Raw genomic sequence first — 23,522 nt, 5'->3', positions numbered from 1 at the left:
CGGGCAATTGCCTGCAAGCTTAGTTGCAAAAATAATTAACCCTGCCCCCATTTTGTTTATTTGCCAACTTCGCGCACGGGGATGGTGACGTTGCACAGCTCGATGTAGCCGGCCGGCACCTTGGTCCATGGGCCGCCGCGGTTGCGCTGGGCTTCGGCCACGGCCTTGAAGCTGGCCGAGTCGGTGCGCATCACTTCGAGCTTGACGCGCTCGGCTTCGGGCACGTCGGCCGCCAGCCGCACCGACTTGATCGGCATCTGCTGCTCGGGCTTCTCGTAGAAGCCGAGCGCGCCGCTGCCGCGCGGCAGCGAGGACAGCAGCGGCATGCCGGACACCACCCGGCCCACCACCGTGATGTTGCGGTCCAGGTGGCGCGGCGCGTGGCCGGTCACCGCGTACAGCGAGCTGCCGTTGGCGCTGTCGCTGTCCACGTCGCGGCCCACGCCCACCATGCCGTAGCAGTGCGCCAGCCAGGCGCGCCCGGTTTTCGGGTCACGCGCGGACGGGAAGCCGTTCGAGTGGCCAACCTGGGCGGCGTAGCCGTCGCGGTCGGGCAGCAGCGTGAACTGTTTGTCATTTGACATCGGCACCGTGAATTCGCCCGGCAGTTTGGCTTTCGCGGTCTTGAGGGCGCGCGGGTTTTTTTCGTCCGGGTCGCCCCATTGCGCCACGTAGTTGTCGTGCGAACGCAGCATGGCCAGGCCGTCGAAGTAGTGCTCGCGCACCAGGGCGCGGATGTTGGCGTCGTGCGCCGGCGCGAAGGCGGGCGCCAGTTCGATCACCACGCGGCCGGTGGGCAGGTCCATGTACAGCGTGTGTTCCGGGTCCAGCGGGCGCCATTCGGCCGGCTTGGAGGCTTTCACCACGTCGGCCACGGTGGGCTTGGGCGGATTGGCCGGCCCGGCGGCGCGGGCGGCCGGGCTGAACAGGACAGCCAGCGCCGGGATCGCCAGCACCATTTTTGCAACGTTGTACGCATGCATCTATTCGTCTCCTGATTTCTCATGATTGTGAGTCCGGGAATTGTAATACCGGCAAGCGCCCCCATACTGCAGATGGGCAAAATTAAACCGTGACTACGATCTTGCACCGCTCAGTGTGGTGTATGATTCCGGCGCTACCGGCCTTACCTTTTTGGGATTTTTATGGAATTCATGCAATTACTGGACATGCTGGTGCATGTCGACAAGGCCCTGGACACCTTGATCGCCCACTACGGCGTCTGGATCTATGCGGTGCTGTTTTTCATCATCTTTAGCGAGACAGGCCTGGTCGTGCTGTTTTTCTTCCCCGGCGACACCTTGCTGTTCATCGCCGGCGCGCTGTGCGCCACCGGCCAGATGAACTTGCCGATCCTGATCGCGCTGCTGATCACGGCGGCCGTCACCGGCAACACCGTCAATTACTGGATCGGCGAGGCCATCGGGCAACGGGTATTTACCCACGACTACCGCTGGCTGAACAAGGACGCGCTGCACCGCACCCATGAATTCTTCGAGAAGCACGGCGGCAAGACCATCATCCTGGCCCGCTTCATTCCCGTGGTGCGCACCTTCGCGCCGTTCGTGGCGGGCGTGTCGGACATGACCTTCAGCCGCTTCCAGCTCTACAACGTCACCGGCGCCGTGGCGTGGGTGGTGTCGCTGACCGTGGGTGGATATCTGTTTGGCAACATGCCTATCGTGCGCGACCACCTGACCACCATCGTCATGGTGGGCGTGGGCGCGGCCATCGTGCCGCTGATGCTGGGCGGCGCGTGGAAGCTGGGCCGCCGCGTGCTGGGCCGCTGAGCGCCGGTATTGCAACAACAGCCGCAGCGCAATGCTGCGGCTGATTTCGTCCTGCACAGCTCAAGTTTTCCCCCTGTGCAACCGTTAAACCAGGTATGCATTTCTCATTCCTGGACTCCCATGCGTAACCTGATCGCCTTCAGTGCCAGCTGGCTCGCCATCGCGGCAGCGGGCGCCGCCGATCCTTCGCCTTATGCGCCGCCGTTGACCAAGATGGCGCAGGCCAATATCAGCAATATCCGCCCGTCGAATCCGTCGCCTATCGGCCTGGGCGCCAACAATGGTGCCAATGCCGGCACTGGCGCCGGCGCCGGTTCCAATGCCGCCGCCAAGCCGGGCGCCAAGGCGCCTGCCGCGCCCAAGCTGAGCGAGCGCGAACGCGAAGAACAGGCCGAAGCGGAACTGTCGGCCAAGATCGCCGAGCGCCTGGCGCAGATGCGCGCCAACCAGGCCGCGCGCGCGGCCGCCGCCGCCAAGGCCAAGAAGGACGCCGCCGCCAAGGCCGCGAAGATCGCCGCCACGCCGCCGCCGCGCGCCAACGGCACCCACTGGGCATACGAGGGCGAGTTCGGCCCGGCCAACTGGAGCAAGATCAACGCGGACTGGGCCAAGTGCAGCACCGGCAACCGCCAGTCGCCGATCGACATCCGCGACGGCATGAAGGTGGACCTGGAGCAGATCACCTTCGACTACCGGCCGTCCGCCTTCAACGTGCAGGACAACGGCAAAACCGTGCAGGTGACCATGGGCGGCGGGAACTTCCTGTCGGTGGGCAACCGCATGTATGAGCTGGTGCAGTTCCACTTCCACCGTCCCTCGGAGGAGCGCATCAACGGCAAGAGCTTCGAGATGGTGATGCACCTGGTGCACAAGGACGGCGAGGGCCGCATGGCGGTGCTGGCGCTGCTGCTGGAACGCGGCAAGCCGCAGCCGGCCATCCAGACCGTGTGGAACAACCTGCCGCTGGAGAAGGGCGACGTGACCGCGCCTTCCATCGTGCTCGACCCGAACGACCTGCTGCCGCAGCGGCGCGACTATTTCACCTATATGGGCTCGATGACCGAACCGCCGTGCACCGAGAACGTGCTGTGGATGGTGATGAAGGAGCCGGTGCAGGCCTCGCCGGCGCAGATGGCGCTGTTCAGCCGCCTGTATCCGCTCAATGCGCGCCCGATCCAGCCGGCATCGGGCCGCATCATCAAGGAATCGCAGTAATGGTGTGATGGCCGGTCCATTCGGCGCCGGCTTTCAGTTCCTTCTTGTCCACGCGCGCGGGTTCGATGCACAGGAACTCGCGCCATTCGTGGTCCGCCATGTCGGTCAGCTTGGCCGCGTTTTCCGCGCCCGGGTTCCATACCACCCACTCCGTGAAGCCCTGCTGCTGCAGCTGCAGTTTGCTGTCGGCCGTGCGCAGTTCCAGCTCGGGCCCGGCGGCGTAGATGTTGTCCAGCGGCGGGCCGAATTCGATGGCGCCCTGTTCCAGGCCGTGCAGCGAGGTTTTCAGGAAGTCGCCGGCGGCGTAGTAGGTGTGCAGGGCGCTGGCGAACGTGAAGTCCTCCGCGCCGGTATTGCGCACGTTGAAGCGCATTTGCAGCGCATTGCCCTGCAGCGTGAAGCGCAGGCGCAGCGCGAAGTCGTGCGGCCAGCCGGCGGCCAGCTGCGCGGGCACGTCGGCCTGGGTCAGTTCGAATTCAGCATACATGCTGTCCGCGCCGTCCGCGCCGGCGCCGGTTTCGCCCAGGCGCCAGCTCGACAGGCGCGCCACGCCGTGGCGCTGGCCGTCGCCGCGCGTGGAGAACTGCGGGAAAATCACCGGCACGCCGCCGCGGATGGCCGCGCTGCCGTCCATCGGCGAGCACTCGCTCAGGAATAGGCGCTCGGCGCCGTCCGGCGTTTTCCACGACAGCAGGTGCGCGCCGTACAGCGTGACGATGGCCCGCGCGCCGTCCGGCGCGGTGATGCGGATAGCCGGCAGCGCGCCGTAGGTGACGTGCTCGATTCCACTGCTGATCATGGATTTCCTTTTTTAAGTCATGCGGCTCTTGGCGAGCGGCGGATTCTTGGCGAAGTACTGGCGGATGCCTTTGACGACGGCTTCGGCCAGCTTGTCCTGGTAGTCGTTGTCCTTCAGCTTGGCCTCTTCCTCCGGGTTGGAGATGAAGGCCGTTTCGATCAGGATGGACGGGATGTCGGGCGCTTTGAGCACCGCGAAGCCGGCCTGCTCGACCGAGCCCTTGTGCAGGCGGTTGATGCCGCCGATCTCGCTCAGCACGGCCTTGCCCAGCTTCAGGCTGTCGTTGATCTGGGCCGTGGTGGACAGGTCGAACAGCACGCTGGCGAGCTGCTTGTCGTGGCCCTGCACGTTCACGCCGCCGATGTTGTCGGCGTCGTTTTCCTTGTTGGCCAGCCAGCGCGCGGCGCTCGAGCTGGCGCCCTTTTCCGACAGCACGAACACCGACGAGCCGCGCGCGGACGGCTGCACGAAGGCGTCCGCGTGGATCGAGACGAACAGGTCGGCCTGCACCTTGCGCGCCTTGTCGACGCGGGTGCCGAGCGGCACGAAGTAGTCGCCGTCGCGGGTCAGCATGACGCGGATGTTGGGATGCTGCTCCAGCTTGGCCTTGAGGCGCTTGGCGATGGCCAGCACGATGTCTTTTTCGCGCGAACCCTTGGCGCCGATGGCGCCGGGGTCTTCGCCGCCGTGGCCGGGGTCGAGCGCGATGGTGATCATGCGCGCCACCTTCTGGCCGGGCAGGGGCTTGGCTTGCGGCAGGGGCTCCCTGGTTTCGAGCCTGGCCTCCGGCTTGCCATCGGGCTTGCCATCGGGATGCGCGGCGGCGATGTCGGTCTTCGGCGCGGCCGCTTCGGCCTTCGCTTCGGCCTTGATCTCGGCGCGCGCTTCGGCTTTCGCCTGTGCCGCCTGCGTGGCCTGGTTGGCCTGCACGCCGGTGCCTGGAGAGCCCGGCACGCCGGGGGCAGGGGTGGCCGGTGCCGCAGGCGCGGTGCCGATGGCTTCGCCCGGCGGCAGCGCGGGCGCGTCGCTCCAGTCGCCTTTTTCTATCATGGCCGCGATCGGATCGACCGGCTCCACCGGATACAGGTCGAAGATCAAACGGTGCTTGTACTGGCCGGCCGGCGCCAGCGCGAACACCTGCGGCGTGATCTCCTCTTTCAGGTCGAACACCAGCCGCACCACGTTGGGCCGGTTCTGGCCCACGCGCACCTGGCGGATATACGGGTCGTTCGACTGGATCTTGGCGACCAGCGTTTTCAGCGTGGGATTGAGCTCCAGGCCTTCGATGTCCACCACCAGGCGTTCCGGGTCCTTCACGATGAAGTGGCTGGCCTTCAGGTTGGAATCGTTCTCCAGCGTGACGCGGGTGTAGTCGGCGGCAGGCCACACGCGCACCGCCAGGATTTGCGCGGCGCGCGCGGACAGCGGCGCCATGACGGACAGCAGCAGCGCGCTGCCGGCCCTCAGTACCGTGCGCCGATGGCGGGACTTTACATGTTCGGTGCGAATTTGAGGCGTTGCAGGCATGACAGACCTAAAGCGGAGGACGCTTGCAATTCTACATCACGTCCCTCGCCAGCCACAGCCAAGAATATATGCAGGTCCGGCGGCGGCAGCACCGGGTCGGCTTTCTCGGGCCATTCGACGATGCAGATGTTGTCGCCGTTGAAGTCCTCGCGGAAGCCGGCGTCGAGGAATTCCTCGGGGCTGCTCATGCGGTACAGGTCGAAGTGGATCACGTTGACGGCGCGGCCCTCCAGCTGCACGCTGTACGGTTCGGACAGCGTGTAGGTGGGGCTTTTCACGTTGCCGTGGTGGCCGGCCGCGTGCAGCAGGGCGCGGGTGAGGGCGGTTTTGCCCGCGCCCAGGTCGCCGTGCAGATAGATCGCCATGCCCGGCAGGACCGCGCGCGACAGGGCCGCGCCCAGGGCGGCGGTGCCGGCTTCGTCGTGGAGGTGGGATTTAAAGTGCTGCATCGAATAAAATGTGGGTTGTAAACCGTTGCATTGTAAAGCCGATCTCACTTGTGCCACTTCCTGCCCACCTCAATTTAGACGAACTTGTCCATTCCATCAAGGCGTGGGGCACGGAGCTGGGCTTTGCGGAAGTGCGCGTGGCCGATATCGACCTGTCGGCCCAGGAGGCGGGCCTGCAAGCCTGGCTGGACGCGGGCATGCACGGCGAAATGGACTATATGGCCGCGCACGGCATGAAACGCGCCCGCCCGGACGAGCTGGTGCCCGGCACGGTGCGGGTGATCACCGCGCGCATGAACTACCTGCCGGACGGCGCCGGCGACGACTGGCGCGAACGCGAGGCGGCGCGCATCGCCGACCCTTCCGCAGCCGTGATCTCGGTCTATGCGCGGGGCCGCGACTACCACAAGGTGCTGCGCGCGCGGCTGCAGCAACTGGCCGACCGCATCCACGGCGCGATCGGCGAGTTCGGCTACCGCGTGTTCACCGACTCGGCGCCAGTGATGGAGCTGCCGCTGGCCGAAAAGTCCGGCCTGGGCTGGCGCGGCAAGCACACGCTGCTGATCAACCGCAGCGCCGGTTCCATGTTCTTCATGGGCGAAATCCTGGTCGACCTGCCGCTGCCGGTGGACGCGCCCACCGGCGCGCATTGCGGCCAGTGCAGCGCCTGCATCACGGCCTGCCCCACGCAAGCCATCCTCGGCCCCGGCCGGCTGGACGCGCGGCGCTGCATCTCCTACCTGACCATCGAACTGAAGAACGCCATCCCGGAAGAGATGCGCCCGCTGATCGGCAACCGCGTCTACGGCTGCGACGACTGCCAGACCGCCTGTCCGTGGAACAAGTTCGCCCAGCGCGCCACCCTGCCCGATTTCGACGAGCGGCACGGCTTGGGCAGCTCCGGCATGGTGGAGCTGTTCGGCTGGAGCGAAGAGGAATTCAACCGCAAGATGGAGGGCAGCCCGATCCGCCGCATCGGCCACGAGCGCTGGCTGCGCAACATCGCGGTCGGCCTGGGCAACGCGGCGGCGGCCGGCGCGCGGGGCGACCCCGCCATCGTCGCCGCGCTGGAGTCGCGCCGCGCGCATCCGTCAGCGCTGGTGCGCGAACACGTCGAATGGGCGCTGGCCCGTCACGGTTGATGTCGTTGCAGGCGCAAGCAAACCCAATCAGGATCGACTGTCAGGAATGCATCGTTATATAAGCCGAACGCTTCCGCATCCTTAAGCATGGTCGTGACAGGCAATGGGGTCTTCAGGGCGGATTGCTGCCGTGGATGGCAGAGCCATAATGTCGAGCCATTCTCAAGAGACAGACTACTGGCAGCATCCGGCAAAAAACGCCCGAACTCTTGCTGGTTGGAGACGAACAGCAGAACCAGATCAGCCGCTGACTTGGCTAATTTATCCGGAGGGACCAAAGACGTCACCGAGCTTGCCGAGAAGGCAGCGTTGATAAGGGCTATTTTCCCGGCCTTCGAAGTACCCAGCTGTTCTGCAATTGATGCGGCACTCCGCTCGAACGGATGCTGTCCAGGGACGGTAACTCTCGGATTTGACCAGATGCCGTCACGCGTATCAGCATCGTCGATCCAGTCCGGCGCGTCAGCGAGGGCTTTTTCAAATGCCTCCCTGCCAGCCCAAGGTTTGAAGATATTTTCGTTTTTCATGCTTGGTACTCCTTCGGCAGGAAATAAGCCGTGCCACTCCGTTCTCGTAAGTCCACACGACAAGCACCAATCGGCCATTCAACCAGCACAAGCTCTTCATTCTAAGTTCGCCGTAGGCTTCTGATGGGTCTTCCTCCGTGAGGATTTGATGGTCGAGTACGCCATGCAGTTCGGCAAAATCGATGCCGTGGGCCTTGATGTTCTGAAGCCGCTTGATGGGGTCGTAAGTAACCATGCACCATCATAGATGCCATCAACTCTCGCCTTTTACATCCTAGACCTGTCCTTGATCTGTATCAAGCGACCTCGGCGCGCGCCCGGGAGGGCAACAGCAGGACCGTGACCACGACCACCGCCAGCAGCGTGACGGCGGATGCTTCCAGGCCGTAGTTGCCGCCGCTGAGCCACTCGGGGCCGCTCAGCCGTCCGATGATCCAGCCTTTGGCGGCGCCGCCGGACACGGGCAGCGAAAACACGGTGCCGGCGATGAAGTTCCAGGCGAAGTGCAGGCCGGCCGCCAGCCACAGGCGGCCCGTCTTCAGGTAGGCGGCGCCGAACATCACGCCGGCGGCCACCGTGATCACCAGGCCGAGCGCGCTCACGCCGTCGTTCGGGAAGTGCGCCAGCGCGAACATCAGCGACGAAATCGCCAGCGCCCAGCGCGTGCCGAGCGCGTTTTGCAGGATGCGCAGCAGCATGGCGCGGAACAACAGTTCCTCGAACACGGCCACCAGCACCAGTTCGGCCATCGGCTTGAAGACGACGCTCCAGCTGTTGTTGCCCACCACCTGGAACGCGCCCGCCGCAGCCAGCGCGCCGATCACGCCCAGCGACAGCGCCGCGCCCCAGGCCAGGCCGGCGCCGGTTTCGCGCGCGGCGCCGGCCGTGGCCAGTTCGTCGGGCACGCGCTTTTCAATTTTCGCCACGTAGAAGCGGTAGCCCAGCACGCACAGCGCGGCGGCCAGCAATTGCGGCCACGCCACGCGCATGGATTTTTCCAGCGCCACGTTGGCGAACACCAGCACCGCCGCCACCGGCAGCACCATGGCCAGCGTGGCCAGCAGGATGCGGGTGACCGGCCAGCGCGCCATGCGCGCGCCCAGTCCGGCGGGGACCGGGGAAGCTGGAACAGCCTGCTGCGTAACGCTCATGATGCCTCCAGGTGGTGGTGTTGTTATTCGCTGTTATTTGTTGTCGCGGGCGGCGCGGATGCGGGCGCCGAACGATTGCCGCTCCAGCGCGGCGATGGCGTTGGCCAGCGCGTCCGACAGCGGGTAGGGCAGGTCGGCGTCCAGGCTGCGCGCCGCCGCCGCCGTGGCTTGCCAGCACTGCTGCAGTTGCGGCAGCAGCGCCCGGCCCTGCGCGCTCAGGCTGATCATCTTCTGCCGCCCGTCCAGCGCGCCCGGCGAGGACGCGATCAGCCCGGCCTTGAGCATCAGCGCGATGGTCTGGGTGGCGGCCGGCTGCGTGATGCCGGCCGCTTCGGCGATCTGGCCGATGGTGCGCGGCTCTCCCTGCATCAGCGCGCGCATCACCGGCGTGTAGCGCGGCCGGTAGTCCAGCCCCGCCTCCTCGTAGGCGGCGCCGACCGCCCCGTCCAGCAGATCGATCAGATGGCGCAATTGGGTTCCGAGTCCAGGTTTCATGGGGAAATAATATCAGCAGTTATATAAGTGGTGAAGTGATTTTTTGGCATCGGACTTTACGGTATGCGGCGTGCCATGATGATAGTTCTGATAAGATATTATTTTTTCTTTTCGACAATTCCATGAAATTGCTTTCACTTGCAGAACTGTTTGATCAGCATAGCTTCCGCACCCCGGACTACCAAAGGGGATATGCGTGGAAAGAGGAGAATGTGATCGAATTTTGGGAAGACATCGCACGCATCAATTCGAATAATCCCAAGCATTTCATGGGAACGCTGATTCTTGAGGTCAGCGAGGAGGGTGGTTCCGCCCCCGCCTTGGTGGTCGATGGGCAGCAACGTCTGACCACGGCGATCCTTCTGATTGCGGCGCTGTCGGAAAGCCTGGAGCAGGGCTTCCTGCCGCATGTCTCCGCGGGCTTTCGGCAGCGATACTTGGGCAGCTCGGCGCAGCCCAAGTTCCGCTATGTGAGCAACCACGATGCATGGCCGTTTCTCGCTTTCCAGGTTTTCCGGGATCATGCATATACGGCCAGGGCCGCCGGTTTCGAGAACGCCTATACTCAAAACCTGTCGGCGGCCTTGGAAAAACTGCGCGAACTGACTAAGCAATTGCAGCCGTATGAGCTCTCTGCCTTGCGCGAAAAAATTGAGAACCAGCTGCTGTTCAATGTTGTCGAGGTGGATCCCAAGGTCTTCAACATTCACGTTGCTTTCGAGTCGATAAACCATCGGGGACGCCAACTGACACAGCTTGAGTTGTTGAAGAACCGGCTGATTTATCTGACCACCATGATGCCCGTCCCGCAAGCCGCTGCAGGTGGCGGCGCCGAAGCGGAGTTGCGGAGCGCGGTTAATTCTACCTGGAGCGATATCTATAACTGGTTGGGCCGGGCCGACAAGAACGTTCTCGACGAGGATGAATTCCTGCGCACGCACAGCCTAATGTACTTCAAGACCGATACCGCAGCGGAAAAATGGCTGGATAATTTGCTGTTCAAGGAGCAGTTTTCCGTATCCCGCGTCGTCGACGGCGACTTGACGGACGCGGCGATCAGGAAGTACCTGAATAGCCTGCGCCTGGCAGCGTTGCTGTGGTCGCATATTCGGCGGCCGCGTGGCATGCCGTCCGCTCAACAGCTTTGGCTGGAGAGGATCGGGCATGTGCATCGGCCGGTATTCGATCCCCTGATCCTTGCTGCGTATATGCAATTGCTGGAACGTTATCCGGATCGGGCAACCGATCTGCGCAAGCTGGCGCGGATAGATGGGAGCCTGATTGATTTGCTGGTGCAGATAGAGCGCTTTATCGTGCTGGTGTTCCTGGTGAGCGGCCGCCGTGGGCACACTGCCCGCAAAGAACTCTACAAGAATGCGCATGCCCTGTATTCGAATAACTTGTATTTCCGTGATGGAGACCCAGTGCCGCCGACCCAGGCCCTTGCGTATGTGGCGCGCCTGGTGAAATCGCTCATCAGCAACTATGGTGAATTCGAAGATGGCGAGTATGCGTACGCCGACCCGGAGTTTCCATGGCACGGAGAGATGGACCTGGATAACTTCCATAACCAGATCCGGCGCGATTTGCAGTACAGCAAAGGCTACTATGATTGGCCGTTGACCAAGGTGCTGCTCTTCGAATATGAAGACAGCCTGCGGCAAACACACCGGGGAGACCGGAAAGTGAAATGGGCTTCTGTCGGCAGCGAGACCATCGAGCACATTTATCCGCAGGAGTCGTCGGCATGGGGCGCATTCAACACAAAGCTGGGCAGCAGAAGAAAGAAAGCCAAGTTCAACAGTTACTGCCACTCGCTGGGGAACTTGCTGCTGCTGTCGCGCGGTAAGAATGCATCGCTGCAGAATCATCCCTACCGGGGCAAGGATTCCGGCGGCGCGAAGCGGCCGCGCTTTGCCAATGGCGGCAGCTTCTCGGAAAACGAGGTGGCCGCCACGTTCAACGACTGGACCCCGGCATCGGTGGAAAAGCGGGGCAAAGCGCTGCTGGCGTTTGCCGAGCAGCGCTGGGACTTCTCGTTTAACGCTTGGGGCCGGGGGAAATTGAAGGAGATGCTGGTGCTGGAATAACGCGCTGCCGAGCAGCGGCTATTTCAGCAGGCCGGCCAGTTCGACGGCGGTTTTGACTTGCATCTTGTCGAAGATGTGGGCGCGGTGCACTTCCACCGTGCGCATGCTGATGCCGAGCTGGTCGGCCACCACCTTGTTCATCTTGCCGGCCAGGATCAGGTCCAGCACTTCGCGCTCGCGGGTCGACAGGGTGGCCAGGCGCGCGTGCACGGCGGCCGCCGCGCTCGCTTCGCGCGAGTTGGCCAGGCCTTCCTGCACCCGGTCCATCAGCTGGTTGTCGTTGAAGGGCTTTTCGAAAAAGTCGAAGGCGCCGCGCTTGAGGGTGTCGACCGCCATCGGCACGTCGCCGTGGCCGGTCAGGAAGATCACCGGCAGGCGCTGCGTCAGGCCGCGCGCGGCCAGCTGGTCGAACACGGCCACGCCGCTGATGTCGGGCATGCGCACGTCCAGCAGCACGCAGTCGCCCTGCGGGTCGAACGCGGCGAGCTCGGTCCAGGCCAGGAAGTCGGCCGCGCTAGGGTAGGCGGCGGCGGGGATGGCGCGCGACGAGGCCAGCCAGGAAAGCGAGTCGCGCACTACGGCTTCATCGTCCACGATATGCAGCATATATATAGGTCCCTGTAGTTTTAATGCGCGCCGGCGGCCGGCAGCGTGAATACGAAAATGGTGCCACCGGCCGGGTTGGCCTTGTGAACCAGCGTGCCGCCATGGAATTCTATCGCGGTGCGGCAAATGCTCAAACCCATGCCCATGCCTTCGGCCTTGGTGGAGAAGAAGGGCGCGAACAGGCGCTCGGCCACGTCGTCCGGGATGCCGTGGCCCTGGTCGATCACTTCCACCGTCACCTGCGCGGCGGCGGCGTCGTGGCTGGCGCGCACGCGCAGCACGCGGCGCTCGGGCGGCACCCGGGCCATGGCTTCGATGCCGTTGCGGGTCAGGTTCAGCAGCACCTGTTCTATCATCACGCGGTCGGCCAGCACCGGCGGCAGCCCGGCCGGGATGTCGGTCTGCAGCGACACATAATTCTGCCGCGCCTGCAGCTCGATCAGCGCTTCGATGCCGTCCAGCAGCGACTGCACCGCCACTTCGCGCCGCTCCGGTTCGCGCTTTTTCACGAACTGGTGCACGCTGCGGATGATCTGCCCGGCGCGCTGGGCCTGCGCGCCGGCCTGCTGCAGGGCCGGCCGCAGCAGGCCGCAGTCGAGCGCCTGGCCGGCGTCCTCGGCGCGCTGCAGCACGTTCAGCGCGCCGGTGGTGTAGCTGGAGATGGCCGCCAGCGGCTGGTTCAGCTCGTGCGCCAGCATGGAAGCCAGCTCGCCCATGGTGGCCAGGCGCGCGCTGGTCTGCAGCTTTTGCTCCTGCTGCCGGTTCAGCTCCTCGATGCGCTTGCGGTCGGAAATGTCCAGGATGGAGCCCATCCAGCCGGTCTGCCGGCCCTGGTTGTCCAGCAGCGGCGCTTCGAAGATCAGCACCGGCACCCGTTCGCCGGTGGAGCGCTGGAAGATGGTCTCGAACTGCGGTGTGACGTTGCCGGCCAGCACGCCGGCGAAGCGGTGCTGGTATTCGCTCATCACTTCCGGCGCCCAGTAGGGCATGGGCGGCAGCTTGCCGATCAGCTCTTCCGGCGGGTAGCCGACGATCTGGCAGAAGGCCGGATTGACGTAGGTGACGCGGCCTTCCAGGTCGCGCGCGCGCAAGCCCGTCACCAGCGAGTTTTCCATCGCCGTGCGGAACGTCATCTGCTGGCGCAGCGCGCCTTCGGCGGCCAGGCGGCGCGAAATGTGGCCCCACAGCGCGAGCAGGCTCCACAGCAGCGCCAGCGACAGCACGATCACCGAGCCGACCAGCAGGTTGGGCAGCAGGCGCGGCTCGCTTTTCACGCTGTCGGTGAGCAAGGTGACGGTGGTGCCGGGCAAGTCCAGCGCGCGCTTGTGGGTGTACACGCCGTGGCCGGCCCCGGCGGCCGAGCGGCGCGCCAGCACCTTGTCGTCGCGGTCGAGCAGGGTGATCTGGTTGTCCTGGGCGAACCACCACGGCACCAGTTCGTCGAGCACGGTGGACAGCGAGTAGTGCGCCACCAGGGTGCCCAGGTAGCGCTCGCCGCTATATACAGGGTAGTGGTAATCCAGGCCGGGCTTGCTGGCGCCGGGCAGGATCCCGGGCTGGCTGTAGATGGGCTTGCGGGCCAGGCGCGCGTGCTCGGCGGCGGCCTGCGAGTGCGGGCCGAGGCCGGACTGGGCCGGGGGCGCGCTGGCCGGATCGCTGGTGGCGGCCACCGCGCCGTCCGGCAGCACCCACATGACGCGGCGGATTTCGTGTCCAGTTTGCAACAGTTGCACCAGCCGCGCGTGCAATTGTTTCGGGCTCAGGTGGCCGGCGGCGATCTCGCTGCTGAGGGTGCGCATGGCTTCCTCGTGGCGCCCCAGCTGGAAGCGGATGGTCTGCTCCACCCACAGCGTGTCGGCGATCAGCTGCTCCTGGCGTTCGCTGCTTTCCATCTGGCGCGCCTGCCACGGCAGCCAGATCAGCACGGCCAGGAAAAACAGCACCAGCACCACCGGCAGCAGCCAGCGCACCGGGTTGGTGAAGTGCAGACGCGGCGGGCGGTCGGTGGCGGAGGTCATGGGGCGGAGCATCAAACTTTCATGTGTCGCCAGCTATTGTGGTTTTCCACAGTTGCCGTGTATCGTACGGCTGTTACAAACTGCTACGGTAACCATAATAATGTACTTTAACCCCCCGGGAGACATCACATGAAACTGAAAGCCATCCTGGCCGCGCTCTGCGCCGCCGCCAGCTTCAGCGCCTTCGCGCAAGCCCCAATCGTCATCAAGTTCAGCCACGTGGTGGCCACGGATACGCCCAAGGGCCAGGCCGCGGAACGCTTCAAACAACTGGCCGAGAAAGCCACCAATGGCCGTGTCAAGGTCGAGCTGTACCCGAACAGCCAGCTGTACAAGGACAAGGAAGAGCTGGAAGCGCTGCAGCTTGGCGCGGTGCAGATGCTGGCGCCGTCGCTGGCCAAGTTCGGCCCGCTGGGCGTGAAGGAATTCGAAGCGTTCGACCTGCCGTATATCTTCCCCACCAAGACCGCGCTGTACAACGTGACCGAAGGTCCGATCGGCAAGGGCTTGCTGAAGAAACTGGAAAGCAAGGGCATCACCGGCCTGGCTTACTGGGACAACGGCTTCAAGGTGATGTCGGCCAACAAGCCGCTGCGCACCCCGGCCGACTTCAAGGGCCTGAAAATGCGCATCCAGTCGTCCAAGGTGCTCGACGCGCAGATGCGCACGCTGGGCGCCAACCCGCAGGTGCTGGCCTTCTCCGAGGTGTACCAGGCGCTGCAGACCGGCGTGGTGGACGGCACCGAGAACCCGCCGTCGAATATGTACACCCAGAAGATGCATGAAGTGCAGAAGCACGTGACCGTGTCCAACCACGGCTACCTGGGCTATGCCGTGATCGTCAACAAGAAGTTCTGGGACGGCCTGCCGGCCGACATCCGCACCGCGCTGGAAACCGCGATGCGCGACGCCACCACCTTCGAAAAAGCCATCGCCCAGCGCGACAACGACCTGGCCATGGACGCCATCAAGAAGGCCGGCAAGACGGAAATCTACACCCTGAGCGCCAAGGAACAGGCTGAATGGCGCAAAGTGCTGCTGCCGGTCCAGAAGGACATGGAAGGCCGCATCGGCAAGGATCTGATCCAGGCCATCAACAAAGAAGCCGCCAAGTAAGCCGGCCACCGCGGGGCGGCGTCCTGCCGCCCCGCATCTCATCTCTCTTTCTCTGGAAAGATCTCGACCATGAAATTCCTGGATCACCTGGAAGAATGGCTGATCGCGACCCTGATGGGTCTGGCCACCTTCATTATTTTCGTGGCGGTGCTGCACCGCTACCTGTCGGGGCTGCCGATTCCCGGCCTGCAGGACGCCCTGATTCAAATCAACACCAGCTGGGCGCAAGAGCTGTGCATCTATATGTTCGTGTGGATGGCCAAGTTCGGCGCCGCCTACGGCGTGCGCACCGGCATCCACGTCGGCGTGGACGTCATCATCAACCGCATGAGCCCGCCCTGGCGCAACAAGTTCGTCATCTTCGGCCTGCTGGCCGGCGCGCTGTTTACCGGCATTGTCGGCACCCTGGGCGCCACCTTCGTGTGGGAAATCGGCCACACCGAGCAGACCTCGGCCGACCTGGAAGTGCCGATGTGGCTGGTCTACCTGGCCGTGCCCACCGGTTCCTACCTGATGTGCTTCCGTTTCCTGCAGGTGATGGTGGCCTTTGTGCGCACCGGCGAACTGCCGAAACACGACCACTCGCACGTCGAGGGCCTGGAAGACGAACTGAAGGCTGAAGAAAAAGGAGCCAAAGCATGAACGCCATGATTATCTTCGTGCTGTTGCTGGCGCTGATGCTGACCGGCATGCCGATCTCCATCTCGCTTGGCCTGACGGTACTGACCTTCCTGTTCACCATGACCGAGGTGCCGATCGAATCGGTGGCGCTCAAGCTGTTTACCGGCATCGAGAAATTCGAGATCATGGCCATCCCGTTCTTCATCTTGGCGGGCAACTTCCTCACCCACGGGGGCGTGGCGCGGCGCATGATCAATTTCGCCAGCTCCATGGTCGGCCACTGGCACGGCGGCCTGGCGCTGGCCGGCGTGCTGGCCTGCGCGCTGTTCGCGGCCGTGTCCGGCTCCTCGCCGGCCACCGTGGTGGCGATCGGCTCCATCATCCTGCCGGCCATGGTGCGCCAGGGCTATCCGAAAGGCTTCGGCGCCGGCGTCATCACCACCTCCGGCGCGCTGGGCATCCTGATCCCGCCGTCGATCGTGATGGTGATGTACTCGGTCACCACCAACACCTCGGTGGGCAAGCTGTTCATGGCCGGCGTGGTGCCGGGCATCATGCTGGCCTTCCTGCTGGGTCTGACCACCTGGTACCTGGCGCGCAAGCACAACTATCCGCGTATGCAAAAAGCCACTTGGGGCGAGCGCTGGGCCACCTTCCGCAAGAGCGCCTGGGGCCTGCTGCTGATCATCATCGTGATGGGCGGCATCTACAGCGGCATGTTCACGCCGACCGAGGCGGCCGCCATGGCAGCCGTGTACGCCTTCGTCATCGCCGTGTTCGTCTACAAGGACTTGAAGCTCAAGCAGGTCGGCAAGGTGCTGCTCGACTCGGCGGCCATGTCGGCCATGCTGCTGTACATCATCACCAACGCGGTGCTGTTCTCCTTCCTGATGACCAGCGAAAACATCCCGCAGCAGATGGCGGAATGGATCACCGGCCAGGGCCTGGGCGTGATCAGCTTCCTGCTGGTGGTCAACATCCTGCTGCTGCTGGCCGGCAATGTGATGGAACCGTCGTCGATCGTGCTGATCATGGCGCCCATCCTGTTCCCGGTGGCCATGAAGCTGGGCATCGATCCTGTGCACTTCGGCATCCTGATCGTTGTCAATATGGAAGTGGGCATGTGCCACCCGCCTGTCGGGCTGAACCTGTACGTGGCGTCCGGCATCACCAAAATGGGGATTACCGAACTGACCGTGGCGGTGTGGCCGTGGCTGCTCACCATGATCTGTTTCCTGGTGGTGGTGACCTACGTACCACAAATTTCCCTGTGGTTGCCCAACTTAGTTTACTCCTAAATGAAAAATTTTCTTGGCTCAAAAAAATGAGCAAAAAGCGAAGTGGATCAGTTATGATTGCTTCGCTCCAGAGGCAAACAAAACAAATATCGATATCTGCCCTGGTAGCAAGAACATGAGATTTAGTGGGGAGAGTAAGTAAAATAACGGCCTTGGATGCCGCATATCATTGAGGAGACACACGGTTCACAGTATGTCGTTGGAAGATCGCCGAAGGCCGCCACAAGTGTGCTACGTCGACGCCAAACGGCCGGTTCCGTGAGAGCAAGATTGAAAGCGCACTGTTGCAGTGCGCTTTTTTTTTGCCCCGCCCCATTTTGGTGGTGTAGTATTGATGCAACATCAAGCAAGACAACTGTGATGAATAAACAACAGAGTGGCAATCTTTTCAACGCCATCGTCGCCACCCCGTTCGGCGCCATGGGCATCCGCACCGGCGGCGCGCTGGTGACGGAACTGGTGTACCTGCCGCCGGACTACGCCGAGAAGGACGCGCAGGACGCGGTGGCCGCGCTGGCGGCCGAACAGATCCTGCGCTACTGCGCCGACGCCGACTTTGCGTTCAGCTTGCCGCTGGCGCGGGTCGGCAGCGAATTCCAGCGCCGCGTGTGGGCCGCCATCGGCAGCATCCCGCGCGGCCAGGTGCGCACCTACGGCGAGCTGGCCAAATTCCTGGAATCGGCGCCGCGCGCCATCGGCCAGGCCTGCGGCCAGAACTGGTTCCCGCTGGCCGTGCCCTGCCACCGCGTGACCGGCGCCAACGGCCTGGGCGGCTTCGCCCACCACGACGACGCCAACGGCTTCCACCTGAACGTCAAGCGCTGGCTGCTGGCGCACGAGGGACACAGCGAGTACGCATGGCAGCAGACAACCTTGCTCTGATCGACGACTTCTGCGACGCGCTGTGGCTGGAGGACGGCCTGGCGAAGAACTCGCTGGACGCCTACCGGCGCGACCTGCGCGCCTTCGCGCGCTGGCTGGAGGTGGCGCGGCCCGGCGTGGCCGGCCTGCACGCGGTGGCCACGCACGACATCGACGCCTACTTCAGCGCGCGCCACGAGGACACCAAGGCCAGCACGTCCAACCGCCGCCTGTCGGTGCTGAAACGCTATTACCAGTATGCGCTGCGGCAGAAGCTGGTGGCGGCCGACCCGTGCCTGAAGCTGGCCTCCGCCAAGCAGGCGCAGCGCTTCGTGCACACGCTCAGCGAGGCGCAGGTGGAAGCGCTGCTGGCCGCGCCCGACGTGCGCACGCCGCTCGGCCTGCGCGAACGCACCATGCTCGAGCTGATGTACGCCAGCGGCCTGCGGGTGTCCGAACTGGTGGCGCTGAAGACGTTCGAACTGAGCCTGAACGACGGCGTGCTGCGCATCACCGGCAAGGGCGCCAAGACCCGGCTGGTGCCGTTCGGCGGCCAGGCGCGCCAGTGGATCGAGCGCTATATGAAAGAGGCGCGCTGGGCCATCCTCGACGGCCAGCAGGACGACGCGCTGTTCGTCACCGCGCGCGGCGGGCCGATGACGCGCCAGATGTTCTGGGTCATCATCAAGAAGCACGCGCAGAAGGCCGGCATCACGTCGCCGCTGTCGCCGCACACGCTGCGCCACGCCTTCGCCACCCATTTGCTGAACCACGGCGCCGACCTGCGCGTGGTGCAGTTGCTGCTGGGCCATTCGGACATCTCCACCACGCAGATTTACACCCATGTGGCGCGCGAACGCCTGAAGCATTTGCATGCGCAACATCATCCCCGCGGCTGAAAAATTTGCGCTGGCCGCATCTGCGTCATAATGTAGCTGGACGAACATCGTTCGCAACATAGAGAGGTGGCAAATGGCTAAGACAAATTTCCAGTATGAGAAGCGCCAACGCGAGCTGGAGAAGAAAAAGAAGGCCGAGGAAAAGGCCAGGCGCAAGCTGGAAGCCAAGAGCAGGCCGGAAGGTGAGCAGGGTGGTGAGCAGGACAGCGACGACGAAGCCGACGACGACAGCGCCGGGGACGCGCGCCCGGCATAAACAAGGCGGCCGCGAAGTTACGTCTAGTAACACTTTATTGCATAATCTTACACAAAACCGTGTCTGCCGGGCATGGTTGCGGTCCTATACTCTCGCTGACTTTATTCCAGCGGGAACCTTTATGAAAATGAATGTGCACCATTTGTCGGCCGGCGCCATGGCCGTTGCCGTGGCAGTAGCCCTGGCCGCCTGCGGCGGCGGTGGCAACAGCAGCGAATCGACGCCTGCGGACACCCAGATCGCCATCACCACCCAGCCCGCCGCAGTCACCGTGGTGGCCGGCCTGGACGCCAGCTTCAGCGTGGTGGCGACGGGCGGCAAGCTGAGTTACCAGTGGCGCAAGGACGGCGTGGCCGTGGCCGGCCTGACCGCCAGCAAATTCACTTTCAGTCCAGCCTACGCCAGCCACGCCGGCAGCTACGACGTGGTGGTGACCAACAGCCTCGGCAGCGTGACCAGCACGGCAGCCGTGCTGACGGTGGGCCTGCTGCCGGCCATCACCACCCAGCCGGTGGCGCTGACCGTGGCGGCGGGAAAACCGGCCACCTTCACCGTGGCCGCCTCCGGCACGCCGACGCTGACTTACCAGTGGCGCAAGGCCGGCACCAACATCACTGGCGCGACCGCAGCCAGCTACACCATCGCCAGCGTGGCCACCGCCGACGCTGCCAGCTACGACGTGGTGATCACCAATACCTACGGCAGCGCCACCAGCTCGGCCGCCGTGCTGACCGTCAACTGACGCCAGCGTGGCAGCTTAGGCCGCCGGCTCCTCGGCGTACTGGATGTCGATCAGCGCGTCGTCCGGGTAGGCCTTGTTGCCCAGCGGCGGCACGTAGCTCGTGCCGTCGCTGCTCACTTTCAGCGGCACCCGCTGTTCGCCGTGCGTCAGCGTGGCGGAGGCGATGCGCTGCGCCGCCGCCGTGGACAGCTGTATCTTTTCATGGCTGCACCAGTCGGTGGTCAGCAGCAGCGTGTTGATCATGCTGGTCAGCCAGAAACCGATTTCCTCCTTGGCCGTCGCCACCAGCACCTTGCACTCCAGCCGCAGGTCGCCCAGGCGCCGCATGCCGGCCGGCACGCCCACGCTGTGGATGTCCGGCTGCCAGCGGTAGCCGCCCTTGGGCTTGTTCAGCAGCAGGTCCGCGTTTTCCCTCCTGGCTTCCTCGCTGCGCGGCAGCGAGAAGGTGTGGTCGGCCGCGATCGGCAGCGGGATGGACATGCTGTCGCCGGCGATGCGCATGGCGAGGTTGTCCATGCCGGCCGATTGCGCGCCGCCGCGCGGGCGCAGCTTGAAGCGCACTTCCGGCGCGGCCGGCGCCAGCGCGCGGTATTCGTCGAAGGCGTCCAGGCCGGCGGCCATCACGCGGTAGGTCTTCAGCTCGGGGTTGCGGATGCCGTTGACGACCACGGCATTTTTATCTGCGGCAGGCTCGGCCGGTGGCTCGCCGGCCGTGGCGGGAAGTTGCAGCAGCAGGGCGGCGGCCAGCGCGCCGCCCACGGTTTTTTGCACAGTCATGTCGCTCCCAAGGTCAGGCGACATCGGCCAGTTGCTTCTGCTCGGCCACGGCGGCCACCGTGGCCGCTTCCTTGCGGCCGCCCAGCCAGCGCGCGCAGCGCTTGCCCAGCGTGTCGAGGTAGGTGTAGGCCACCGGCACCACCACCAGGGTCAGCAGGGTGGAGGTGATCACGCCGCCGATCACCGCGCGGCCCATGGGCGCCTGCGTCTCGCCGCCGTCGCCCAGGCCGATGGCCATCGGCAGCATGCCGAAGATCATCGCCAGGGTCGTCATCATGATGGGGCGCAGCCGCACCTGGCCGGCCTGCATGATGGCTTCGCGCTGGCCCAGGCCTTCCTTCTGGCCGTGGTTGGTGAAGTCCACCAGCAGGATGGCGTTCTTGGTCACCAGGCCCATCAGCATGATGAAGCCGATCACCGAGAAGATGTTCAGGGTGCTGCCGGTAATGAGCAGCGCCAGCAGCACGCCGATCAGCGACAGCGGCAGCGAGGTCATGATGGCCACCGGCTGCAGGAAGCTGCCGAACTGCGAGGCCAGCACCAGGTAGATGAAGATCACCGCCACGCCCAGCGCCGTCATGGCGCCGCTCATGGTCTCGGCCATCTCCTGCGCGTTGCCGGCCACGTCGAAGCGCACCCCGGCCGGCAGCACGATGGTTTTCATGGCCTTCTGCACGTCGGCGTCCACGTCGCCGCCGGGACGGCCTTCCACGCCGGCGTACACCGCCACCCGGCGCTGCAGCGCCTGGCGCTTCAGCACCTGCGGGCTGGACGAGGGGATGAATTCCACCACCTGGCGCAGCGGCACCATGCGCGGCGTGCCGTCGGCGTTGGTTTTGCTGGACGCGATCGACAGGTCGGCCAGGTCCATCACGCGCTGGCGGCCCGATTTCGGCAGCTGCACGTTGACTTCGTAGTTCTGGCCGTCCGAGGCCAGCCAGTGGCTGACCTTCTCGCCGGCCACGAAAGGCCGCAAGGCGGCGCCGATCTGCTGCACCGACAGGCCCAGGTCGCTGGCCAGCTCCTGGTTGATCTTGATCATGGTGGACGGGTTGGCGCCTTCCTGGCTGTATTCCAGGTCGGCCACGCCCTTGATCTTGCGCATCTTGTCCATCAGCTCGCGCGCCACGGCATCCAGCTTGGCCTCGTCGGTGCCCAGGATGGCGATGAAGATCGGCTTCTGGCCCACCGACAGCTGGATGCCGGCAATCGGCGCCAGCCGTTCGCGGATGGCTTTTTCCAACGCCTTCTGCGAGCGGCGGTGGGTCTTCTTCACGTCCGTCAGCTTCAGGTTCACTTCGGCCGAGTTGCGGCCGTCGCGCGTGCCCACGTTGGACAGGATGCTGTCGATTTCCTTGAACGGCGCCAGCGCCGCTTCCACCTGCCGGACCTTGTCGTTGGTGTATTCCAGGCTGGAGCCGACCGGGGTCTTGAAGCGCATGTTGACCCAGCCTTCATCGGTTTCCGGAAACATCTCGCCGCCTATCATCGGCACCAGCAGCAGGCTGCCGGCGAAGATGGCGGCGGTGACGGCCAGCGTGGTCTTGCGCCAGTCCAGTGCCAGCGCCAGCACCTTGCCGTACACCACGTGCAGCCGGTCCACGCCGCGCTCGACGAAGTCCATGAAGCGGCCCAGCCACGGCAGGTATTTGAAGCGGTCCTGTTCCGGATCGGGCCACACCGACGACAGCATCGGGTCCAAGGTGAAGGAGACGAACAGCGACACCAGCACGGCCACCGCCACGGTGATGCCGAACTGCAGGAAGAAGCGCCCGATAATGCCGTCCATGAAGGCCACCGGGATAAACACGGCCACGATGGCGAAGGTGGTGGCCATGACAGCCAGGCCGATCTCGTTGGTGCCGTCCTCGGCCGCCTGGTGGTGGTCCTTGCCCATGCCGAAGTGGCGCACGATGTTTTCGCGCACCACGATGGCGTCGTCGATCAGCAGGCCGATGCACAGCGACAGCGCCATCAGGGTCAGGAAGTTCAAGGTGAAGCCGAAGGCCTGCATGGCGATGAAGCTGGCCATGACGGAGATCGGCAGGGTCAGGCCGGTGATGATGGTCGAGCGCCACGACTTGAGGAAGAAGAACACGATCACCATGGTCAGCACGGCGCCTTCGATGATGGTGCGCTTCACGTTGTCGAGCTGGCTTTGCACGCGCTCGGACTGCGAATCGAGGATGTGCAGCTTGATGCCGGCCGGCAGCGTCTGCTGCAGGGCTTCGGCGGCCTTGCGCACGCCTTCGCCCACCACCACCACGTTGGCGTCCTGCACCTTGGTCACTTCCAGCGAGATGCCGGGCTTGCCGTCGATGCGCGAATACGATTGCGCCTCCTCCTCGCCGTCGACCACGCTGGCCACCTGGTCCAGGTAGACCGGGCCGTTGGCGCGGCGCGCCACGATGATCTTGTTGAACTCGCGCGCATCCTTGATCTTGCCTTCCACCCGCACCAGCTGCTCGGTGACGGACTGGCTGATGTTACCGGCGGGCAGGTTGGCGTTGGTGGTCTGGATCGCGCGTATCACCTCGTCCACGCCGATGCCCTGGGCCGTCATCTCGTTGGGCTTCAGGCTGATCAGCACCTGGCGCTTGGTGGTGCCCAGCACCCGCACCTGGCCCACGCCGGCCACGTTCTGGAAGCGCTTGGTGATGATCTGGTCGGTCATGGTGGACAGCTCGCGCAGGCTGTGCTTGTCCGAACTGAGCGACAGCGTCACCACCGGGCGTTCGTTGTCGCCTTCCTCGCGCGCGATGAAGGGGTCCTTGGCTTCCTTGGGGAAGCGCGGGCGCACCAGCGCCACCTTGTCGCGCAGCTCCTGCATGGCGCGGTCCATATTGGTGGACAGCTGGAATTCCAGGTAGATGCCGGCCCGGCCTTCCCACGAGTTGGCGCGGATGGTCTTCACGCCGCTGACGGTGTTGACGATGTCCTCCACCGGCCGCGTGATGTCGTTCTCCACCGCTTCCGGCGAAGCGCCCGGGTATTCGATCTCGATGGCGGCGAACGGCAGCTGCACATTGGGCATGGACTCCACGCCCAGGCGCTTGTAGGCGAACAGGCCCAGCACCATCAGCGCCACCATCACCATGGTGGCGAACACCGGGTTCCTGATACTGACTTTGGTAATCCACATG

At 64.4% G+C, this 23,522-nt stretch carries 23 protein-coding genes; 11 read left to right on the top strand and 12 right to left on the bottom strand.

Annotated elements, in window-relative coordinates; all coding sequences use genetic code 11:
- Positions 1–56 precede the first annotated feature (56 nt).
- Positions 57–983: a peptidylprolyl isomerase gene (locus AC56DV_RS05390; protein ID WP_496313280.1), complete on the bottom strand. Its 927-nt coding sequence runs from the start codon at positions 981–983 to the stop codon at positions 57–59.
- A gap of 162 nt (positions 984–1,145) precedes the next feature.
- On the opposite strand from AC56DV_RS05390, the gene AC56DV_RS05385 reads away from it, so the two are divergent.
- Together AC56DV_RS05385 and AC56DV_RS05380 are read left to right on the top strand one after the other, a co-directional pair.
- Positions 1,146–1,790, top strand: a complete 645-nt coding sequence (locus AC56DV_RS05385; RefSeq protein WP_496313279.1) for a VTT domain-containing protein — start codon at positions 1,146–1,148, stop codon at positions 1,788–1,790.
- Positions 1,791–1,910: 120 nt separating this feature from the next.
- Entirely contained in the window at positions 1,911–3,005 is a 1,095-nt protein-coding gene (locus AC56DV_RS05380) for a carbonic anhydrase (RefSeq protein ID WP_496313278.1), read from the top strand.
- On the opposite strand, the gene AC56DV_RS05375 is transcribed toward AC56DV_RS05380, so the two are convergent.
- The 3 genes from AC56DV_RS05375 to tsaE are packed head-to-tail and all read right to left on the bottom strand — an operon-like array spanning position 2,989 to position 5,780.
- The gene (locus tag AC56DV_RS05375) at positions 2,989–3,804 is read right to left on the bottom strand and encodes a D-hexose-6-phosphate mutarotase (protein WP_496313277.1); all 816 of its coding nucleotides are present in this window, start codon (positions 3,802–3,804) and stop codon (positions 2,989–2,991) included. The genes AC56DV_RS05380 and AC56DV_RS05375 overlap by 17 nt on opposite strands.
- A 12-nt stretch (positions 3,805–3,816) precedes the next feature.
- The gene (locus tag AC56DV_RS05370) at positions 3,817–5,331 is read right to left on the bottom strand and encodes an N-acetylmuramoyl-L-alanine amidase (protein ID WP_496313276.1); all 1,515 of its coding nucleotides are present in this window, start codon (positions 5,329–5,331) and stop codon (positions 3,817–3,819) included.
- Positions 5,295–5,780 (bottom strand): tRNA (adenosine(37)-N6)-threonylcarbamoyltransferase complex ATPase subunit type 1 TsaE, encoded by a 486-nt coding sequence (gene tsaE / locus AC56DV_RS05365; RefSeq protein WP_496313275.1) that lies wholly within the window; start codon positions 5,778–5,780, stop codon positions 5,295–5,297. The genes AC56DV_RS05370 and tsaE overlap by 37 nt, the downstream gene beginning before the upstream one ends.
- A gap of 50 nt (positions 5,781–5,830) precedes the next feature.
- Between tsaE and queG the strand changes: the two genes are divergently transcribed.
- A complete protein-coding gene (queG, locus tag AC56DV_RS05360) occupies positions 5,831–6,922 on the top strand; it encodes a tRNA epoxyqueuosine(34) reductase QueG (protein ID WP_496313274.1) in 1,092 nt (363 codons plus the stop codon).
- Here the strand turns inward: queG and AC56DV_RS05355 are convergent.
- From AC56DV_RS05355 to AC56DV_RS05340, 4 genes are all read right to left on the bottom strand, one after another.
- On the bottom strand, positions 6,913–7,449 hold the full coding sequence (locus tag AC56DV_RS05355) for a hypothetical protein (protein WP_496313273.1): 537 nt from the start codon (positions 7,447–7,449) through the stop codon (positions 6,913–6,915). The two genes, queG and AC56DV_RS05355, sit on opposite strands and share 10 nt — an antisense overlap.
- A complete protein-coding gene (locus tag AC56DV_RS05350; protein ID WP_496313272.1) occupies positions 7,400–7,684 on the bottom strand; it encodes a BrnT family toxin in 285 nt (94 codons plus the stop codon). Before AC56DV_RS05350 ends, AC56DV_RS05355 begins: the two co-directional genes overlap by 50 nt.
- Before the next feature lie 61 nt (positions 7,685–7,745).
- Positions 7,746–8,600, bottom strand: coding sequence for a CPBP family intramembrane glutamic endopeptidase (locus tag AC56DV_RS05345; RefSeq protein ID WP_496313271.1), 855 nt, complete (start codon positions 8,598–8,600; stop codon positions 7,746–7,748).
- 33 nt (positions 8,601–8,633) lie between these two features.
- Positions 8,634–9,071, bottom strand: coding sequence for a MarR family winged helix-turn-helix transcriptional regulator (locus AC56DV_RS05340; protein ID WP_496313270.1), 438 nt, complete (start codon positions 9,069–9,071; stop codon positions 8,634–8,636).
- A gap of 146 nt (positions 9,072–9,217) precedes the next feature.
- Between AC56DV_RS05340 and AC56DV_RS05335 the strand changes: the two genes are divergently transcribed.
- Entirely contained in the window at positions 9,218–11,185 is a 1,968-nt protein-coding gene (locus AC56DV_RS05335) for a DUF262 domain-containing protein (protein ID WP_496313269.1), read from the top strand.
- 18 nt (positions 11,186–11,203) lie between these two features.
- Here the strand turns inward: AC56DV_RS05335 and AC56DV_RS05330 are convergent, their stop codons facing one another.
- Together AC56DV_RS05330 and AC56DV_RS05325 are read right to left on the bottom strand one after the other, a co-directional pair.
- Positions 11,204–11,791 (bottom strand): response regulator transcription factor, encoded by a 588-nt coding sequence (locus AC56DV_RS05330; protein WP_496313268.1) that lies wholly within the window; start codon positions 11,789–11,791, stop codon positions 11,204–11,206.
- 20 nt (positions 11,792–11,811) lie between these two features.
- On the bottom strand, positions 11,812–13,821 hold the full coding sequence (locus AC56DV_RS05325; protein WP_496313267.1) for a sensor histidine kinase: 2,010 nt from the start codon (positions 13,819–13,821) through the stop codon (positions 11,812–11,814).
- Positions 13,822–13,938: 117 nt separating this feature from the next.
- Between AC56DV_RS05325 and AC56DV_RS05320 the strand changes: the two genes are divergently transcribed.
- The 7 genes from AC56DV_RS05320 (at position 13,939) to AC56DV_RS05290 (ending at position 19,602) form a co-directional block, all read left to right on the top strand.
- The gene (locus AC56DV_RS05320; RefSeq protein ID WP_496313266.1) at positions 13,939–14,925 is read left to right on the top strand and encodes a TRAP transporter substrate-binding protein; all 987 of its coding nucleotides are present in this window, start codon (positions 13,939–13,941) and stop codon (positions 14,923–14,925) included.
- A gap of 69 nt (positions 14,926–14,994) precedes the next feature.
- Positions 14,995–15,567, top strand: coding sequence for a TRAP transporter small permease (locus AC56DV_RS05315; RefSeq protein ID WP_496313265.1), 573 nt, complete (start codon positions 14,995–14,997; stop codon positions 15,565–15,567).
- Positions 15,564–16,844 carry a TRAP transporter large permease gene (locus AC56DV_RS05310; protein WP_496313264.1) on the top strand — a complete coding sequence of 427 codons (1,281 nt, stop codon included), beginning with the start codon at positions 15,564–15,566 and terminating at the stop codon, positions 16,842–16,844. Before AC56DV_RS05315 ends, AC56DV_RS05310 begins: the two co-directional genes overlap by 4 nt.
- A 360-nt stretch (positions 16,845–17,204) precedes the next feature.
- Complete coding sequence (locus AC56DV_RS05305) at positions 17,205–17,726, top strand: methylated-DNA--[protein]-cysteine S-methyltransferase (RefSeq protein ID WP_496313263.1); 522 nt, start codon at positions 17,205–17,207, stop codon at positions 17,724–17,726.
- Positions 17,702–18,604, top strand: coding sequence for a site-specific tyrosine recombinase XerD (gene xerD / locus AC56DV_RS05300; protein ID WP_496313262.1), 903 nt, complete (start codon positions 17,702–17,704; stop codon positions 18,602–18,604). Before AC56DV_RS05305 ends, xerD begins: the two co-directional genes overlap by 25 nt.
- A 73-nt stretch (positions 18,605–18,677) precedes the next feature.
- The gene (locus AC56DV_RS05295) at positions 18,678–18,860 is read left to right on the top strand and encodes a hypothetical protein (RefSeq protein ID WP_496313261.1); all 183 of its coding nucleotides are present in this window, start codon (positions 18,678–18,680) and stop codon (positions 18,858–18,860) included.
- 121 nt (positions 18,861–18,981) lie between these two features.
- Positions 18,982–19,602, top strand: coding sequence for an immunoglobulin domain-containing protein (locus AC56DV_RS05290; RefSeq protein ID WP_496313260.1), 621 nt, complete (start codon positions 18,982–18,984; stop codon positions 19,600–19,602).
- 15 nt (positions 19,603–19,617) lie between these two features.
- Here the strand turns inward: AC56DV_RS05290 and AC56DV_RS05285 are convergent, their stop codons facing one another.
- Positions 19,618–20,379, bottom strand: coding sequence for a hypothetical protein (locus tag AC56DV_RS05285; RefSeq protein ID WP_496313259.1), 762 nt, complete (start codon positions 20,377–20,379; stop codon positions 19,618–19,620).
- Between the two features lie 13 nt (positions 20,380–20,392).
- Positions 20,393–23,521, bottom strand: coding sequence for an efflux RND transporter permease subunit (locus tag AC56DV_RS05280; protein ID WP_496313258.1), 3,129 nt, complete (start codon positions 23,519–23,521; stop codon positions 20,393–20,395).
- Between the last annotated feature and the right edge of the window lies 1 nt (position 23,522).

Source organism: Massilia sp. BGA-UO-ETr-WB1, assembly GCF_059567845.1.
This window is presented reverse-complemented; position numbering and strand designations above follow the sequence as displayed.